This window comes from Roseateles sp. (assembly GCF_019237615.1).
Classification (GTDB): Bacteria; Pseudomonadota; Gammaproteobacteria; order Burkholderiales; family Burkholderiaceae_C; genus Pelomonas.
This window is the reverse complement of record NZ_JAFAGT010000059.1, coordinates 91,552-107,393: the sequence shown is the minus strand read 5'-3', so window position 1 is coordinate 107,393 and position 15,842 is coordinate 91,552. Positions and strand designations below refer to the sequence as shown.

Below are 15,842 nucleotides of genomic sequence, written 5' to 3'. Positions count from 1 at the left end.
ATTATCGAGGGCGCGCCTGCTTCCTCCGTGCGGGGCTCGGCGTTGCGCTTCAGTGCCTCCTGGCCCCCGCACCCGAGGGGGCGGGGCGTCCGTGCCCCGCACAGCGACGGCGATTTAGTTTGAAATGCGCGCCTTGCCGTTGAATCCCAAACTCACTGCCTCATGACACGCCTGAACAAATTCGTCCTTGCAATCGCGACTGCTGCCGTGGCGCAAATGGCCCATGCCGCCCCCATCGCGCTGACCAACGCCGGCTTCGAGGCCGAATGGACTGGCGTGGCTTCCGCCGGCTCCGACGGTTACGTGACCTTCAACTACTCGCCGACTGGCCCGGCCGTGGGCTGGTCGTTCGGCGCCGGCACGGGCGTGGCTGGTGCCTACGGTCTTCTGGCGGCGTTCGAAGGCTCGCACTTTGCGCTGCTGCAGGGCGCCAGCAATCCCATGAGCCAGACCTTCTCGCTGGCTGACGCGATGAATGTGAGCCTGAGCTTCGAGCTGGCGCTGCGCCCAAACTATGGCACTGGCCAAGTGGTGCGCGTCAGCGTCGATGGCCAGACCGTCGGCGAAGCGACCGCTGAAACGGGCTGGCATCTACACACCCTGAACCTGGGCATGCTGTCCATGGGCACGCATGAATTGGCCTTCCAGGGGCTGTCAGGCTCTGTCGGAGACACGACCGCGTTCCTGGACGACGTGCGGCTGGATGGCCAGGCCTCGCGGGCGTTGCCCGAGCCGGCCAGCCTGCCGATGACGCTGCTCGCCGCGGGCATGGGCCTGGTGGCTTGGCGTCGCCGCGCTCGCTGAGTTCGAGCACGCGCCTCGCCGCGCGCGCCACAGGGTACGAGGCTGACTACCGCGAGGCCATCAGCCCCCAGTCGGCCGGCAGGAGAGGCTTCGCGACGCCAAGCAGGCGCCTGGCGTAGCCGTCCTTCTCGCCCAATAAAGCCGCATAGTGCAGCGCGCACCGGGCCGTCATCGAGGCGGGCGCGCGATGGCGAAGGTGCGGCTGCGGACTTCCATCTCGATGTGGCTCGCGTTGGGTTCGGACGTGGAGTTCTTTGGGCGAGGCCAACCCGCAATTAGCCGCGCCGCCCCGCCGGCTACATCCCCCTGAAGCGCCACCGATGCGCGCGGCTGACGGGCAAGGCCTGGGACAGGCCGCGCAGATGCACCCACAGCTCGCCGTCGTCGCGCCGTTCGATGTGCTCGATGGCGCTTGCATTGACGACCGAGCCGCGGTGGATCTGCCAGAACAGCTGCGGGTCCAGTTCCTTCTGCAGCTCGCCCAGCGAGGTGCGCAGCAGCAGCTGTTCGCCGGCTTGGCTCAGCGCCCGCGTGTGGCGCAGCTCCGAGCGCAGCGCGGCCAGCCGGCCCACGTCCAGCAGCTTCATCGTGTTGCCGGTCCAGGCCTGTAGGAAGCGCAGCCCGGCACGCGGCGCTTGCGTGGCCTGCAGCCGCTGCACCGTGGCCGCGAGGCGGGCGGGCGTGACGGGCTTGTGCAGATAGTCCACCGCCGCGCGCTCGAAGGCGGCCAGCGCGTGCTCGGCATGCGCCGTCACGAAGACCAGGCGGGTGCCGGCCGGCGCGAGCTGGGCCAGGCTCAGGCCGTCGATGCCGGGCATGCGGATGTCGAGGAAGGCGATGTCGGGGCGCAGCTGGTCCAGCAGCCGGCGCGCCTCGGTGCCGTTGCGGGCCAGGGCCACGATGTCCAGCTCCGGCCAGGCCTGGGCCAGCAGCTGCCGCAGTTCCTCGAGCAGCTGGGGCTCGTCGTCGGCGATCAGGGCGGTGGCCATGTCAGTGGCGCTTGGCCGTCCGGAGCCGCTGACCAGCCCCTCGGGGGTCGCGAGCGCAGCGAGTGTTGGGGGGCAGTTTCATGGCAGGGGCAGCGTGAGCGTGGCTTCGGTGAGGCCGTCGGCATTGGTGGCGAGCTGCAGGCCGGCCCGGTCGCCATGCAGGGCCTGCAGGCGCCGGCGCAGGTTGGCCAGCGCCAGGCCGTGGCCGGCGGGCGTCACGCCCGTCAGCGCCAGGCCGCTGTTGATGACGCGCAGCAGCAGCCGGCCGGCGCCGGACTCGGCCCGCAGCTGGAGGGTGCCGCCGCCCTCGCTGGGCTCGATGCCGTGCTGGATGGCGTTTTCAACCAGCGGCTGCAGCATCAGCGGCGGCAGCGGCAGGGCCAGCAGTGCGGCGTCCACGTCGATGCGGTAGCTCAGCCGCCCGCCCAGGCGCAGCGCCATGATGGCCAGGTAGTGCTCGACGATCTGGCATTCCTGGCCCAGCGTCGAGTCCTCGGCCTGGCGCACGCGCTCCAGCGTCGTCTCCAGCAGCCCGCTGACCGCGTCCAGCAGCGGCAGCGCGCGGTCCGAGCCCTGGCGCACGAAGCTGCGCAGTGTGGCCAGCGTGTTGAACAGGAAATGCGGTTCGATCTGGGCCTGCAGCATCTGCAGCTCGGCCCGAAGTCGTGCGCGCTCCTGCTCCACGCGGCGCACGGCGCGCAGCCGGCGCAGTCCCTGCAGCAGTGGCAGGCCCAGCATCAACGCGCCGAAGCTGAAATGCAGCCAGGCGCGGGTGATGCGGTCGTTGCCGCTCAGCAGCGCCTGCGTCAGCAACTGCTCCACGTTCCAGCCCAGCATGGCGCCCAGCAGCAGGGCCAGGAACAGCAGGCTGGGCAGGGCGACGCGGTGCTCGGGGCGCAGGCGCCGGCCCAGCAGCCCGACCAGGCCGTCGGTGGCGGCATGGCCCAGCCACAGGCCCAGCGACAGCGCCCAGGCCGGCTGTTCGCGCAGCCAGGGCACCGCCAGCCCGAACAGCGCCAGGCCGGCCAGCAGCGGTGCGGCGCGCTGCCAGCCCACGCCTTCTTCCAGGAGGGCCTGGGCCAGATCGCTACCCAGCGTTGGCGCGGCGGTGCTCAAGGTGGCGTCAGGTCCTTGGGTTGGCGCGGCAGCACGGGGGCGTCGACGCCACCCGTGGCCGCAACATCGTTGCCGACCGCTTCGAGCTTGAATTGCGTGGCCTGCAGCTGGCCGGCGCCGTGGAGCAGGAAGCCGAAGCTGAGCGTGGTGGCGTCGGCCGGGATATCCAGCACGACCTGGGCCTGTTGCCAGCCGAAACTGCCGCGTAGCGGCCGGTTTTGCATGTTGTCGAAGGCCGTGACGCGCTGGCCGCTGTCGGCGCGCATCCACAGCCCGCCCCAGGCAGCGAGCTGGTCGGCGCGCAGCTGGGCGCTCAGGCGCACGCGCTTGCCGGCATAGTCGGTGCCGGCCACCTGCTGCATCAAGGTCGAGAAACCCGATGTGTCGGGCTTGCAATCCAGGCTGAACACGTTCGTGCTGGGGGCGCTGATGGCCGACACGACCCGGCCCTCGCAGGTCTTGGCACTGCCGGTCTGCAGCCAGCCCGCCGGCAGCCCGGAGGGTGTGGCGAGCGCGGAGGCGAGGGTGCCGACCGCGATGGCGGCCAAGATGGCATAGGCTTTCACAACCAATCTCCCGTTGAGAACCCGAATCGGTCCGCATGCAGGCTAGGTGCCCGCGGCCTTCGCCGCGACACGATGGGGCGAGCGGGGCCTGGACGCGCAGCAAGGTGTCGAAAACCGACACCAGCGGAGGTCCGGGACATCAGGCCGGCGACAGGAAGGGCTTGACGACGGCCAGCAGCCGCTCGACGTAGACGTCCTTCTCGCCTACCGGCGCCGCGTAGTGCAGCGCCTGGCGTGCGGCGCTCAGCCCGGCGCGCGAGGCCATGACCCAGGCTGCCAGGTACTGCGAGGCCAGGCAGCCGCCGGCCGTCGCAATGGGGCCACGGGCGTGGAAGGGCTCGTCGACGACGCGCACGCCGGCTTCGACGACCCAGGGCTTGGTCGTCGAGTCGGTGCAGGCGGGCATGTCGGCCAGCAGGCCCAGGCGGGCCATCAGCAGCGTGCCGGAGCATTGGCCGGCGATGAGCTGGCGCACCGGGTCCAGCCGCAGCCGGTCCAGCAGCGCGCCATCGGCGGCGATGGTGCGGGTGTGGATGCCGCTGCCGAACAGCACCACGTCGGCCTCGTTGGCGAACTCCAGCGGCCGCTGCGCGGCGATGGCGACGCCATTCATCGAGCGCACCTGCTCGCTCGGGCTGGTGATCTCGGCCGACCAGCCCAGGTGGCCCAGCCGGTTGATCAGGCCCAGCGCGATGAAGCTGTCGAGCTCGTTGAAGCCGTCGAAGGTAAGGACGGCGACCTTCACGCCATCGGGCTTCACTCGGCCAGCAGGCTGCGCAGCATCCATGCCGTCTGCTCGTGCACGGTCAGGCGCTGGGTCAGCAGGTCGGCGGTGGGCTCGTCGCCGGCCTTGTCGACCAGCGGGAAGAGGGCGCGCGCCGTGCGGGCGACGGCCTCATGACCCTGCACCAGCACTTCCACCATCTTCATGGCCTTGGGCGGCGTGGCCGGCACATCGGGCAGGCTGCTGAGCTTGGCGAACTGGGCGTAGCTGCCGGGCGCCGCGTGGCCCAGCGAGCGGATGCGCTCGGCGATGGGGTCCACCGCGTTCCACAGCTCGGTGTACTGGGTCATGAACATCGTGTGCAGGCTCGTGAACATGGGCCCGGTGACGTTCCAGTGGAAGTTGTGCGTCGTCAGGTACAGCGTGTAGGTTTCGGCCAGCAGCTTGGACAGGCCGGCGACGATCGCGGCGCGGTCCTTCTCGCTGATGCCGATGCTGATGGCGGGGGCTGCGGCGGTGGGCTTCTTGGCCATGGGAGGTCTCCGAAACGGTACGGGGCGAGCCTAACGGATTCGGCCCACCCCAGAGATGCCAGCCCTTGTGGGCTGGCCGGTCAATCAAGGCGCCGGGCCATGGGCCGGAAGGCCCAGCGCGACGAAGCTGCCGCTGGCGAAGATGATCCAGCCGAGCCCGCGCCGGGCGCTGCGTGCGACTTGCTTCATCGTCGGCGCCTCAGGCGTGCAGGTCGAAGCGGTCCAGGTCCATGACCTTGGCCCAGGCGGCGACGAAGTCCTGCACGAACTTCGGTTGTGCGTCGCTGCCGGCATAGACCTCGGCGATCGCGCGCAACTGCGCGTTGGAGCCGAAGACCAGGTCGACGACGGTGGCGGTCCACCTGCGCTGGCCGGTGCCGCGGTCCACGCCCTCGAGGACGCCGTCGGCGGCCTGCTGCCACCGGGTGCGCATGTCCAGCAGGTTCACGAAGAAGTCGTTGGACAGGATGCCGGGCCTTGCAGTCAGCACGCCGTTGGCGCTGCCGCCCGCGTTGGCGCCCAGCACCCGCAGGCCGCCCAGCAGCACGGCCATCTCGGGCGCGGAGAGTTCCAGCAGCTGCGCCTTGTCGACCAGCAGCTCGGCCGCCGACGCTTGCGGCACGCCGGGCGCCAGGTAGTTGCGGAAGCCATCGGCCAGGGGCTGCAGTGGTGCGAACGACTCGACGTCGGTCTGGGCCTGCGTCGCGTCCGTGCGGCCGGCGTGGAAGGGCACCGAGACGTCGAAGCCGCCCTGCTTCGCGGCGGCCTCGACGGCCGCGCTGCCGGCCAGCACGATGAGGTCGGCCAGCGAGATCTTCTTGCCGCCGCTGGCGGCGGTGTTGAAGTCCTGCCGGATGACGTCCAGCTTCGCGAGCACGGCGGCCAGCTGCGCCGGCTGGTTGGCGGCCCAGTCCTTCTGCGGCGCGAGGCGGATGCGCGCGCCATTGGCGCCGCCGCGCTTGTCGCTGCCGCGGAAGGTCGAGGCCGAGGCCCAGGCGGTGGCCACCAGTTGGGCGGTGCTCAGGCCCGAACCCAGCACCTTGGCCTTCAGTGCGGCGACGTCGTCGGCGTCGACAAGGGCATGGTCGAGCCTGGGGACGGGGTCCTGCCAGATCAGTGCCTCCTTGGGCACCAGCTTGCCGAGGTAGCGGGCGATGGGGCCCATGTCGCGGTGGGTCAGCTTGAACCAGGCGCGTGCGAATGCGTCGGCGAACCCGGCCGGGTCGGCATGGAAGCGACGCGAGATCTTCTCGTACGCCGGATCCATGCGCAGTGCCATATCGGCGGTGGTCATCATGGGCGCGTGGAACTTCTTGGGGTCGTGCGCGTCGACGACGGCGTCGCTGCCCGCGCCGTCCCTGGGCCGCCACTGGTGGGCGCCGGCGGGGCTCTTGGTCAGCTCCCAGTCGTACTTGAACAGTGTGTCGAAGTAGCCCATGTCCCAGGTCGTCGGGTTCGGCTTCCATGCACCTTCGATACCGCTGGTGATGGCGTCGCCGGCGATGCCGCTGGCATGGCTGCTCTTCCAGCCCAGGCCCTGCTCCAGCACGTCGGCGCCCTCGGGCTCCTTGCCGACCAGCCTGGGGTCGCCGGCGCCATGGGCCTTGCCGAAGGTGTGGCCACCGGCAACCAGCGCCACGGTCTCCTCGTCGTTCATGGCCATGCGGGCGAAGGTCTCGCGGATGTCGCGCGCCGAGGCCAGCGGATCCGGGTTGCCGTCCGGTCCCTCGGGGTTCACGTAGATCAGGCCCATCTGCACGGCGGCCAGTGGGTTGGCGAGGTCGCGCTCGCCGCTGTAGCGGCTGTTGGGAGCCTGGCTGGGCGCCAGCCATTGGGCTTCGGGGCCCCAGTCGATGTCGATCTCGGGTGCGTAGATGTCGGTCCGGCCGCCGCCGAAGCCGAAGGTCTTGAAGCCCATCGATTCGAGCGCGACGTTGCCGGCCAGGATGAAGAGGTCTGCCCAGGACAGCTTGCGTCCGTACTTCTGCTTGACGGGCCACAGCAGGCGGCGGGCCTTGTCGAGGTTGCCGTTGTCGGGCCAGCTGTTCAGCGGCGCGAAGCGCTGGTTCCCGGTGCCACCGCCACCGCGGCCGTCGGCCACGCGATAGGTGCCGGCCGCGTGCCACGCCATGCGGATGAAGAGGGGGCCGTAGTGGCCGTAGTCGGCCGGCCACCAGTCCTGCGAGTCCGTCATCAGCGCGTTCAAGTCCTTGACGACGGCGTCCAGGTCCAGGCTGTTGAAGGCCTTGGCGTAGTCGAAGGACTCGCCCATCGGGTTGGACCGCGGCGAATGCTGGTGAAGCATGGCCAGGTCGAGCTGGTTGGGCCACCAGCGCTGGTTGGCCGTGGCGGCCCGCGCGTTGCTGTGGAAGGGGCAGCCGCCCTCGCTCTTGTCTCCGGATTGCGTCATGTCAGCTCCTAAAGGGTCCAGGGGAGGAGAAGCTTAGTCAGAACTATTAAGTTTGTTGTTTAAATAGATTAAATCTACTGATAGGCGGAATCATCGTCCGGCATGGCTCAGCTCAGCCGCGCCACGCCCCCGAGCTCGCAGGCATAGACGGCGTTGCGCAGCGCCGCGATGGCCTCGTAGCGCGTGAAGCTGCGCCGCCAGGCGAGCACCACGCGGCGCGTCGGTATGGGTTCGCTGAAGGGCACGAAGCGCAGGTGCGGCGTCGGGTCGCGCGGCACGCTGAGGGCGGGCACGACGGTCACGCCCATGCCCGAGGCGACCATGTGCTTGATGGTCTCCAGCGACGAGCCCTCGAAGCTGCGGCGTATGCCCTCGGCGTCGCTTGAGAAGCGCGCGAACTCGGGGCAAACCTCCAGCACGTGGTCGCGGAAGCAGTGGCCCGTACCCAGCAGCAGCATGGTCTCGCGCTTGAGCTCCTCGGCCGAGATGGACTCGCGCCCGGCCAGCGGGTGCGCGGCCGGCAGCGCGACGACGAAAGGCTCGTCGTAGAGCTGGGCGGTGGCCAGGCCGGCGTCGGGGAAGGGCTCGGCCATGATGGCGCAGTCCAGCTCGCCGGTGCGCAGCATCTCCAGCAGCTTGACGGTGAAGTTCTCCTGCAGCATCAGTGGCATCTGCGGGTACTGCTCGATGGTGTGTCTGACCAGCTCAGGCAGCAGATAGGGCCCGATGGTGTAGATGATGCCCAGGCGCAGCGCGCCGGCCAGCGGGTCCTTGCCGCGCTTGGCGATCTCCTTGATGGCGCCGGCCTGGTCCAGCACCGACTGGGCCTGGCGCACGATCTCGTCGCCCAGCGGCGTCACGCTGATCTCGCTGCCGCCGCGCTCGAAGATCTTCAGGTCGAGTTCTTCCTCCAGCTTCTTGATCGCCACCGACAGCGTCGGCTGCGAGACGAAACAGGCCTCCGCCGCGCGGCCGAAATGGCGTTCGCGGGCAACGGCAACGATGTAGCGCAACTCGGTCAGGGTCATAGGACCCGAACGCTACACTGCGGCCGCCTTTGGGGTATCCCCAGGGTTTTCACCGAGGACCCCAGTCATGACCGACCGCAAGCCCATGACCTTGCCGCGCCTGGCGCAGATGCACGCCAGCGGCGAGAAGATCGCCATGCTGACCTGCTACGACGCGGCCTTTGCCGGCCTGCTGGACGAAGCGGGCGTGGACATGCTGCTCATCGGCGATTCGCTGGGCAATGTGCTGCAGGGCCGCGGCTCGACGGCGCCCGTCAATCTCGACGACATGCTGTACCACACGACCTGCGTGCGCCGTGGCGTGAAGCACGCCTTCGTCGTGGCCGACCTGCCGTTCGACAGCTACCACGTCAGCAAGGAGGAGGCCTGGAAGAGCTCGGCCGCGCTGGTCAAGGCCGGCGCCCACATGGTCAAGCTCGAAGGTGGTGGCTGGACGGCCGAGACCGTGCGCTTCATCAGCGAGCGTGGCATCCCGGTCTGTTGCCACCTGGGCTTCACGCCGCAGACGGTCACGTCGCTGGGTGGCTTCCGGGTGCAGGGCCGCGACGAGGCCGGCGCGGCGCGCATCAAGCGCGAGTCGCAGGAGCTGGTGGACGCCGGCGCTGCCATGCTGCTCTACGAGATGGTGCCCGCCGCGCTGGCCGCCGAAATCACGGCCGCGTCGCCGGTGCCCGTCATCGGCATCGGCGCGGGCGTGGGCTGCTCGGGCCAGGTGCTGGTGCTGCACGACATGCTGAACATCACGTCCGGTCGCAAGCCGCGCTTCGTCAAGGATTTCATGGCGGGCAGGGACTCCATCCTGGCTGCCGTGAAGGGCTATGTGGACGAAGTGAAGGCCAGCACCTTCCCGGTGAACGACATCCACGGCTTCTGAACATGCAGGTGATCCACACCATCTCCGAACTGCGCGAAGCGCTCGCCGTCCACCGCCAGCGCGGCTTCGTACCGACCATGGGCAACCTGCACGACGGCCATTTGCAGTTGGTGCGCCAGGCGCGCGAGCTGGTCGGTCCGGCGGGTGCCGTCGTCGCCAGCATCTTCGTGAACCGGCTGCAGTTCGCGCCGCACGAGGATTTCGACACCTACCCACGCACGCTGGCACGCGACTGCGAGCTGCTGGAAGGCGCCGGCTGCGACATCGTCTTCGCGCCCAGCGAGCAGGCGCTGTACCCGGAGCCACAGGGCTACAAGGTGCAGCCGCCGACGGAGCTGGCCGACATCCTCGAAGGGCATTTCCGTCCTGGCTTCTTCACCGGCGTCTGCACCGTCGTGCACAAGCTCTTCAACATCGTGCAGCCCACGCTGGCGGTGTTCGGCAAGAAGGACTACCAGCAGCTGATGGTGCTGCGCCGCATGGTGGCGCAGATGGCGCTGCCTATCGCCATCCATGGCGGGGAGACGCGCCGTAGCGAGCAAGGCCTGGCCCTGTCGTCGCGCAACGGCTATCTGAGCGAGGCCGAGAAGGTGGAGGCGCTGCGCCTGTCCCGCACGCTGAAGGGCTTGGGCGCCCGCTGGCAGTCCGGCGAGCGCGACCTGGCGGCCATGGAGGCGGATGCCATGCAGGCCCTGCGCGACGCCGGCTGGGAGCCGGACTATCTGACGCTGCGCCGCCAGCACGACCTGGGGCCGGCCGTCGAAGGCCAGCCGCTGGTCGCGCTAGGTGCCGCGCGCCTGGGCAGCACGCGGCTCATCGACAACCTCGAGATCAGTTGACCGACGTCACCTGAACGTCGAACACGAGCGCCGCGCCGCCGGGGATGCTGCCCTGGCCGCTGTTGCCATAGGCCAGGCTGGCCGGGATCGTGATGGTGCGCTTGCCGCCCGGGCGCATGCCTTGCACGCCTTGCTCGAAGCCCGCGATGACCTTGTTGGAGCCCAGCGTGAATGACAGCGCCGCGCCGCCCACATTGCTGTCGAACTGCGTGCCCTTGGTGCCGGCGACGCGCGCGTCGTAGAGCCAGCCGGTGTAGGTCACGGACACGGTCTTGCCCGTGTCCGCAGCGGTGCCGCTGCCGAGATTGATGTCCACGGCCTTCAGGGCGGTGACGCCCGTCCAGCCGTTGGGGTCGACGGCGAGCAGCTCGATGTCGAACACCAGCGCGGCATTGGGCGGGACGTTGGCGCCCGAGCCGGTGGCGCCATAGGCCAGGCTGGCAGGCATGGTCACAGTGCGCTTGCCGCCGGCCTTCATGCCCTGGGTGCCCTGGTCGAAACCCTTGATGACGGTGTTGGCGCCGACGACGAAGGAGTAGGGCGTGCCGCCGACGTTGCTGTCGATCTTGGTGCCCTTGGTGTCGGCGTTGCGCACGTCGTAGATCCAGCCCGTGTAGGTCACCTGCACCGGCTTGCCGGCATCGGCCGAGGCGCCCGTGCCCACCGTCGTGTCCGTCGTCTTCAGCGAGGTCACACCATTCCAGCCGTTGGCATCACTGTTGACGGGCGTGCCCGGATCGCCGCCCCCGCCGCCGCAGGCGGCGAGAACAAAACTGGCACTCAGGGCGAGAAGGGCGGAACGGCGCTTGAAGGTGGAGGACATGAGGTGGATGGATGGCAGCTATGAGAAATGCCACCCGTGGGCGGCGGCGCGGACTATAGCCAGCGTCGGTAAATGCTTGTAAGCAGAGTCAACAGAACCTGGCGTCAGGCGTTGTGCCGACATTCCACGGAGACCGACATGCGCCTGCCCGCCCGTTTTGCCAGCCTCGTCCTTGCCCTCGGCGCGGCAGCGCTGCTCAGTGCCTGCGGCGGCGGTGTCTCGGTCGAGATCGGCGGCGGAGGTGGTGGCGGTGGTGGTGGTGGCACGCAATACCCGCGCCCCAATCCCAATCCGAATCCCCCGACGCTGTCCTGCAGTGCCGCCGGCCTGGCCGCGTCAGCCGCGAGCAAATGGGGCACGGTCTGCATGCTGACGAGCAGCGGCGAGATGGTCGTCGAGCTCTACGACAGCTATGCGCCGCAGACGGTGGCCAACTTCTACAAGTACGTCGCCGCGGGCTTCTACACGAGCACGCTGATCCATCGCGTCGACCGCGACTTCGTCATCCAGGGTGGTGGCTACACCAGCGGCATGGTGGCCAAGCCACCGCTTTACGCGCCCATCAAGCTGGAGAGCAACAACGGCCTGTCCAACCTGCGCGGGACCATCGCGATGGCGCGCCGCAGCGACCCAGACTCGGCGACCAGCCAGTTCTTCTTCAACGTCAACGACAACACCAGCCTCGACTACCAGAGCCCCGCCAACCCGGGCTATGCGGTCTTCGGCCGCATCATCTCGGGCCTGAACACGCTGGATGCGATCAACGTCGTGCCGACCTACACCTACAGCCCGACGGACATCGAGCCGCGCACCGAGGTGCTGGTCTACTGGGCGCAGCGACTGAAGTAGCGTCGCCGCCGGCACTGCCGGCTCACCATTCGTCCGCGCGTCTCGCCGTTCGTCACCCGGTGCGGGCGGCGCGCGGAAATCTGGGCAACATGCCGCCATCTCAAACTCGATGGAGACCCGCATGTCAGTCCGAAAATCTTCCTGGATGGGCCAGCTCTGCGCCGCCCTGGCGACCGCTCTGTGCGTCGGCAACGGCCAAGCCGCGCCGGCCGAGTTCCGTGACCTGCGCGTCGACGTCGTCGGCCAGGGCCGGCCCATGCTGATGATCCCGGGCCTGAACAGCGCCGCCGCCACCTGGACGGAGACCTGCGCCGCGCTGCAGCCCGGCGTGCAGTGCCACATCGTGCAGTTGCCCGGCTTTGCCGGCGCGCCGGCCGTCACGGCCGAGCATTTCTTGCACGGCATGCGCGACCGCCTGCTGGCTTACCTGGACGACCGCAAGCTGGAGCGGCCCGTCGTCATGGGCCACAGCCTGGGCGGTGCGCTGGCGCTGCAGATGGCGGCCGAGCAGCCCGGACGCATCGAGCGCCTCGTCATCGTCGATGCGTTGCCCTTTCTCGCCGGCCTGCGCGGCATGACGCCAGAGGCCGCGCGCGGCGCGGCGCTGGCGATGCGTCAGCAGATGCTGGGCGCCACCCCGGCGCAGTGGGAGGCTGGCGCCCGCCAGGGCGCGGCGGGCATGAGCCGCAACCCGGCGTTTGGCGAGCGCGTCGTCGCCTGGAGCCTGGCCAGCGACCGCGCGACCTCGGCCCAGGCCATGTCCGAACTCTGGGGCGAGGACCTGCGCCCCCTGCTGCCCCGCATTACCGCACCCACGCTGGTGCTGGGCGCCTGGGCCGCCTTCGAGCCCATGGGCTCCACGCTGGAGAGCACGAAGAAGATCTTCGAGGCCCAGTACGCCGGCCTTGGCGGCGCCCGCGTCGCTATGAGCCAGCGCGGTTACCACTTCCTCATGTGGGACGATGCCGACTGGCTGGTCGGCGAGGTGAAGGGCTTCCTGGCCGCTGCCAAGTGATCGATCGGGGAGGGGCATGACGACGCGTGGGCGGATGGCGCTGCAGGTGCTGCTGTGGGGCAGCTATGTGGCCTTGTCGCTGGCGATGCTGGCGAGCTTCCGAGCCCTGAGCGGCACGCTGGCCTTCGTGATGGCCTGCGTCGGCGCCGGCCTGTGGGCGGCCAGCGAAGGCCTGCGTGCCCTGGCGTTGCGGCAGCGCTGGCTGGACTGCCCACCGCGTTCGCTGCTCCTGCGCCTCGTGCTTGTGCCGCCGCTGTTCGCCTTCGGCGTGCAGCTGCTGCTCTTCGGCATCAACCGCATCGGGCTGTCGCTCGGCCTGCTGCAGTTCCAGCCCTCCATGCCGCATGGCTGGATGGTGCTGCTGGGCTACACGCTGAATACCAGCATCATGCTGTGGCTGTGGATGGCCGTCTGGGTCGGGGTGCAGATGCTGGGTCGCTGGCGCCACGGCGAGATCGCCAAATGGCAGGCCGAGGCCGCCGCCCGCGCGCTGGAGCTGCAGGTGCTGCGCGCGCAAATCAACCCGCACTTCCTGTTCAACGCGCTGAACAACCTGCGCGCCCTTGTCAACGAGGACCCGGCCCGCGCCCGCGAGATGCTGAGCCGGCTGTCCAACACGTTGCGCACACGCTGCAGCACAGTGCCAAGGAGCGCGTGCCTCTGGCTGACGAGCTGGCCGTGGTGCGCGACTACGTCGCGCTGGAACAGCTGCACCACGAGGAGCGCCTGCGTGTGAACTGGCGGGTCGATCCGGCCACAGCCGGCGCCAGCGTGCCGCCCATGCTGTTGCAGCTGCTGGTGGAGAACGCGATCAAGCATGGCATCGCGCGCACCCCCGGCGGCGGCGTCGTGGACGTTGCGCTGGCGCGCGCGGGCGAGCGCTTGCGCATCGATGTCGGAAACCCCGGGCAATGGCGGCCCGGCTCGTCCGACGGCACGGGTCTGGGCCTGGCCAACCTGCGCGAGCGGCTGGTACGCGCCGGCGGCGACGACGCGGGCTGCCGCATCGACGCGGCCGACGGCCGCGTGAACGTCAGCGTGGAGCTGGCCGCATGAGGATCTTCATCGTCGAGGACTCGCGGTTGGCCCGGCAGGAGCTGCGCACGCTGCTGGCCGCCGTCCCCGATGCCGACATCATCGGCGAGGCCGCCGAGCTGGCGCCGGCGCAGGAGGCCATCGACGCGCTGCGGCCCGAGCTGCTGCTGCTGGACGTCGAGCTGCCCGGCGCCACCGGCTTCGACCTGCTGGACCGGCTCGGGCACCTGCCGCTGGTCGTCTTCACGACCGCCTACGACCAGCATGCGCTTGCCGCCTTCGAGCGCAATGCGCTGGACTACCTGCTCAAGCCCATCGACCCGGTGCGGCTGGAGGTGGCACTGGCCAAGGCGCGCGAGCGGCTGCGGCCGGCGCCGGTTGCAGCGGCCGGGCTGAAGGGCGCCGACGACATGGTCTTCCTGCGCGACGGCGAACGCTGCTGGTTCGTGCGCCTGGGCGACATCGCCGGCTTCGAGGCCTGCGGCAACTACGCCCAGGCCTGGTTCGATGGCCAGCGCCCGCTGCTTGCGCGCACGCTCACCGCCCTGGAAGAGAAGCTGGACCCGCAGCTCTTCTTCCGTGCCAGTCGCAGCCACCTCATCAACCTGCGCTGGATCCAGGACATCCAGCCCTGGAGCAACGACGGCTACCGCGTCCTGCTCCGAGACGGCCACCAGGTGGAAGTGTCGCGCCGCCAGGCCAGGCTGCTGCGCGAGAAGCTGGAGCTGTGACCCCGGACCCGGCAGTCGGGCGCGCCCGACTGCCGGATCGAGAGTGGCAGACTCCCGGCCATGCCCGACGCTCCTGCACCGCCCATCCGCCGCATCGGCATCACCACCGGCGGCGGCGACGCCCCCGGCCTCAACGCCGTGATCTGCGCCGTCACGCGCGCCGCCCTGCAGCGCGGCTGGGATTGCGTGGGCATACGCGACGGCTACGACGGCCTGCTGCGCCCCGAGCGCTACCGCGACGGCGGCCTGCTGGCGCTGACGCGCGAGCGCGTCGACGGCATCGCGGCGCTGGGCGGCACGCTGCTGGGTTCCACCAACCAGGGCGACCCCTTCGCCTACCCGACCCTGCAGGCCGGTGGCGGCGTCGTGCAGGTCGACCGCTCGCAGGACCTGCTGGACGCGCTGGCCCGCGAGCGCATGGACGCGCTGGTGGCCGTGGGCGGCGACGGCTCGCTGGCCATCGCCCACCGGCTCGCCGAGCGTGGCATGCGCGTCGTCGGCGTACCCAAGACCATAGACAACGACCTGGACCGCACGGTGACGACCTTCGGCTTCGACACCGCCGTGGCCTTCGCCAGCGACTGCATCGAGCGCCTGCACACGACGGCGGCCAGCCACCACCGCGTGCTGGTCGTGGAGGTGATGGGCCGCTACGCCGGCTGGATCGCGCTGCACGCCGGCCTGGCGGGCGGCGCCCACGCCATCCTGCTGCCCGAGTTGCCCTTCAACCTGGCGACGGTGGCCGGCATGGTGACGCGGCGCGAGGCCCAGGGCCAGGCCTATTCCATCGTCGTCGTCGCCGAGGGCGCGCGCCCGCGCGACGGTGAGCGCGCGCTGAGCGCGCCGGCCGCGGCCGGCCATGCCGAACGCCTGGGCGGCATGGGCGAGAAGGTTGGCCAGGCGCTGGCGCGCCTGACGGGCAAGGATGCTCGTTGCGTGGTACTGGGCCACCTGCTGCGCGGTGGCAGCCCGACGGCCTTCGACCGCGTCGCGGCGCTGCGCTTCGGCGCGGCGGCGGTGCGCGAGCTGGCGGCCGGGCGGCACGGCGTCATGGTGGCGCTGGACGGCGGCGACGTGCGCCCCGTGCCGTTGGCTGAGGTGGCCGGCCGCATGAAGGCTGTGCCGCTGGACGGCGACACGCTGGCCACCGCGCGAGATCTGGGGCTGTGCCTGGGTGACTGAGCGCCGCAAGTCGGGCGGGATTGCAGTCTGTCCCGGCCGATCTGCAGCCTGTCGCGTTCCGTGAAGGGCGGACGCGGTTTCAGGCGAGGATGCACCCCTCATCAACACCTGACCCCTTGGCCCACATGAACCGTCTTGCCTCCTTTGTCCTGTCCCTGACCGCCGCCGCCCTGCTGAGCGCCTGCGTCTTCGCGCCGCCGGCGGGATCCTCCAACGCGTTTGATGCCGACGCCATGGCCAAGAACAGCGAACGCGCCCTGGCCACGTGCGGGGCCGGCAACGTCAAGGATGTCAACGCCAAGAGCTTCAGCTGCAAGTGAAGCA

At 69.9% G+C, this 15,842-nt stretch carries 18 protein-coding genes; 10 read left to right on the top strand and 8 right to left on the bottom strand.

All coding sequences use genetic code 11. The annotated features are described in order from the left end of the window. The first annotated feature begins 162 nt into the window (after nt 1–162). Entirely contained in the window at nt 163–804 is a 642-nt protein-coding gene (locus JOY88_RS11430) for a PEP-CTERM sorting domain-containing protein (protein ID WP_293502490.1), read from the top strand. 296 nt (nt 805–1,100) lie between these two features. Here the strand turns inward: JOY88_RS11430 and JOY88_RS11425 are convergent, their stop codons facing one another. From JOY88_RS11425 to JOY88_RS11395, 7 genes are all read right to left on the bottom strand, one after another. Further along, nucleotides 1,101–1,793, bottom strand: a complete 693-nt coding sequence (locus JOY88_RS11425; protein WP_293502489.1) for a LytR/AlgR family response regulator transcription factor — start codon at nt 1,791–1,793, stop codon at nt 1,101–1,103. Nucleotides 1,794–1,871: 78 nt separating this feature from the next. Then, nucleotides 1,872–2,909: a sensor histidine kinase gene (locus JOY88_RS11420; RefSeq protein WP_293502487.1), complete on the bottom strand. Its 1,038-nt coding sequence runs from the start codon at nt 2,907–2,909 to the stop codon at nt 1,872–1,874. After that, nucleotides 2,906–3,475, bottom strand: coding sequence for a hypothetical protein (locus JOY88_RS11415; RefSeq protein WP_293502486.1), 570 nt, complete (start codon nt 3,473–3,475; stop codon nt 2,906–2,908). The genes JOY88_RS11420 and JOY88_RS11415 overlap by 4 nt, the downstream gene beginning before the upstream one ends. Nucleotides 3,476–3,614: 139 nt before the next feature. Next, entirely contained in the window at nt 3,615–4,220 is a 606-nt protein-coding gene (locus JOY88_RS11410) for a DJ-1/PfpI family protein (protein WP_293502485.1), read from the bottom strand. An 11-nt stretch (nt 4,221–4,231) separates the two neighbouring features. Beyond that, complete coding sequence (locus JOY88_RS11405) at nt 4,232–4,732, bottom strand: Dps family protein (RefSeq protein ID WP_293502483.1); 501 nt, start codon at nt 4,730–4,732, stop codon at nt 4,232–4,234. 199 nt (nt 4,733–4,931) lie between these two features. Beyond that, complete coding sequence (katG, locus tag JOY88_RS11400; protein WP_293502482.1) at nt 4,932–7,142, bottom strand: catalase/peroxidase HPI; 2,211 nt, start codon at nt 7,140–7,142, stop codon at nt 4,932–4,934. 107 nt (nt 7,143–7,249) lie between these two features. Then, nucleotides 7,250–8,170 (bottom strand): hydrogen peroxide-inducible genes activator, encoded by a 921-nt coding sequence (locus tag JOY88_RS11395; protein WP_293502481.1) that lies wholly within the window; start codon nt 8,168–8,170, stop codon nt 7,250–7,252. A 67-nt stretch (nt 8,171–8,237) separates the two neighbouring features. Between JOY88_RS11395 and panB the strand changes: the two genes are divergently transcribed. Together panB and panC are read left to right on the top strand one after the other, a co-directional pair. Beyond that, a complete protein-coding gene (gene panB, locus JOY88_RS11390) occupies nt 8,238–9,044 on the top strand; it encodes a 3-methyl-2-oxobutanoate hydroxymethyltransferase (RefSeq protein WP_293502480.1) in 807 nt (268 codons plus the stop codon). Nucleotides 9,045–9,046: 2 nt separating this feature from the next. Beyond that, nucleotides 9,047–9,883 (top strand): pantoate--beta-alanine ligase, encoded by an 837-nt coding sequence (panC, locus tag JOY88_RS11385; RefSeq protein WP_293502479.1) that lies wholly within the window; start codon nt 9,047–9,049, stop codon nt 9,881–9,883. Here panC and JOY88_RS11380 read toward each other — a convergent pair. Next, nucleotides 9,876–10,706, bottom strand: coding sequence for an FKBP-type peptidyl-prolyl cis-trans isomerase (locus JOY88_RS11380; protein ID WP_293502478.1), 831 nt, complete (start codon nt 10,704–10,706; stop codon nt 9,876–9,878). The two genes, panC and JOY88_RS11380, sit on opposite strands and share 8 nt — an antisense overlap. A gap of 138 nt (nt 10,707–10,844) precedes the next feature. Here JOY88_RS11380 and JOY88_RS11375 point away from each other — a divergent pair, with 138 nt between their 5' ends. The 7 genes from JOY88_RS11375 (at nt 10,845) to JOY88_RS11345 (ending at nt 15,838) form a co-directional block, all read left to right on the top strand. After that, entirely contained in the window at nt 10,845–11,555 is a 711-nt protein-coding gene (locus JOY88_RS11375; RefSeq protein ID WP_293502476.1) for a peptidylprolyl isomerase, read from the top strand. Nucleotides 11,556–11,676: 121 nt separating this feature from the next. Beyond that, nucleotides 11,677–12,570: an alpha/beta fold hydrolase gene (locus JOY88_RS11370; protein ID WP_293502475.1), complete on the top strand. Its 894-nt coding sequence runs from the start codon at nt 11,677–11,679 to the stop codon at nt 12,568–12,570. Between the two features lie 16 nt (nt 12,571–12,586). Beyond that, complete coding sequence (locus JOY88_RS11365; protein ID WP_293502474.1) at nt 12,587–13,306, top strand: histidine kinase; 720 nt, start codon at nt 12,587–12,589, stop codon at nt 13,304–13,306. Further along, nucleotides 13,225–13,626, top strand: a complete 402-nt coding sequence (locus tag JOY88_RS11360; protein WP_293502473.1) for a sensor histidine kinase — start codon at nt 13,225–13,227, stop codon at nt 13,624–13,626. Before JOY88_RS11365 ends, JOY88_RS11360 begins: the two co-directional genes overlap by 82 nt. Continuing rightward, nucleotides 13,623–14,336, top strand: coding sequence for a LytR/AlgR family response regulator transcription factor (locus tag JOY88_RS11355; RefSeq protein WP_293502472.1), 714 nt, complete (start codon nt 13,623–13,625; stop codon nt 14,334–14,336). The genes JOY88_RS11360 and JOY88_RS11355 overlap by 4 nt, the downstream gene beginning before the upstream one ends. A gap of 60 nt (nt 14,337–14,396) precedes the next feature. Continuing rightward, nucleotides 14,397–15,518: a 6-phosphofructokinase gene (locus JOY88_RS11350; protein WP_293502471.1), complete on the top strand. Its 1,122-nt coding sequence runs from the start codon at nt 14,397–14,399 to the stop codon at nt 15,516–15,518. Between the two features lie 125 nt (nt 15,519–15,643). Beyond that, the gene (locus JOY88_RS11345) at nt 15,644–15,838 is read left to right on the top strand and encodes a hypothetical protein (RefSeq protein WP_293502469.1); all 195 of its coding nucleotides are present in this window, start codon (nt 15,644–15,646) and stop codon (nt 15,836–15,838) included. Nucleotides 15,839–15,842 lie beyond the last annotated feature (4 nt).

What these genes read in the sequence shown, in the direction of transcription:
- JOY88_RS11430 (WP_293502490.1), top strand. Translation starts at nt 163, where the DNA reads ATGACACGCCTGAACAAATTCGTCCTTGCAATCGCGACTGCTGCCGTG.
- JOY88_RS11425 (WP_293502489.1), bottom strand. Translation starts at nt 1,793, where the DNA reads ATGGCCACCGCCCTGATCGCCGACGACGAGCCCCAGCTGCTCGAGGAA.
- JOY88_RS11405 (WP_293502483.1), bottom strand. Translation starts at nt 4,732, where the DNA reads ATGGCCAAGAAGCCCACCGCCGCAGCCCCCGCCATCAGCATCGGCATC.
- katG (WP_293502482.1), bottom strand. Translation starts at nt 7,142, where the DNA reads ATGACGCAATCCGGAGACAAGAGCGAGGGCGGCTGCCCCTTCCACAGC.
- JOY88_RS11395 (WP_293502481.1), bottom strand. Translation starts at nt 8,170, where the DNA reads ATGACCCTGACCGAGTTGCGCTACATCGTTGCCGTTGCCCGCGAACGC.
- panB (WP_293502480.1), top strand. Translation starts at nt 8,238, where the DNA reads ATGACCGACCGCAAGCCCATGACCTTGCCGCGCCTGGCGCAGATGCAC.
- panC (WP_293502479.1), top strand. Translation starts at nt 9,047, where the DNA reads ATGCAGGTGATCCACACCATCTCCGAACTGCGCGAAGCGCTCGCCGTC.
- JOY88_RS11380 (WP_293502478.1), bottom strand. Translation starts at nt 10,706, where the DNA reads ATGTCCTCCACCTTCAAGCGCCGTTCCGCCCTTCTCGCCCTGAGTGCC.
- JOY88_RS11375 (WP_293502476.1), top strand. Translation starts at nt 10,845, where the DNA reads ATGCGCCTGCCCGCCCGTTTTGCCAGCCTCGTCCTTGCCCTCGGCGCG.
- JOY88_RS11370 (WP_293502475.1), top strand. Translation starts at nt 11,677, where the DNA reads ATGTCAGTCCGAAAATCTTCCTGGATGGGCCAGCTCTGCGCCGCCCTG.
- JOY88_RS11365 (WP_293502474.1), top strand. Translation starts at nt 12,587, where the DNA reads ATGACGACGCGTGGGCGGATGGCGCTGCAGGTGCTGCTGTGGGGCAGC.
- JOY88_RS11355 (WP_293502472.1), top strand. Translation starts at nt 13,623, where the DNA reads ATGAGGATCTTCATCGTCGAGGACTCGCGGTTGGCCCGGCAGGAGCTG.
- JOY88_RS11350 (WP_293502471.1), top strand. Translation starts at nt 14,397, where the DNA reads ATGCCCGACGCTCCTGCACCGCCCATCCGCCGCATCGGCATCACCACC.
- JOY88_RS11345 (WP_293502469.1), top strand. Translation starts at nt 15,644, where the DNA reads ATGAACCGTCTTGCCTCCTTTGTCCTGTCCCTGACCGCCGCCGCCCTG.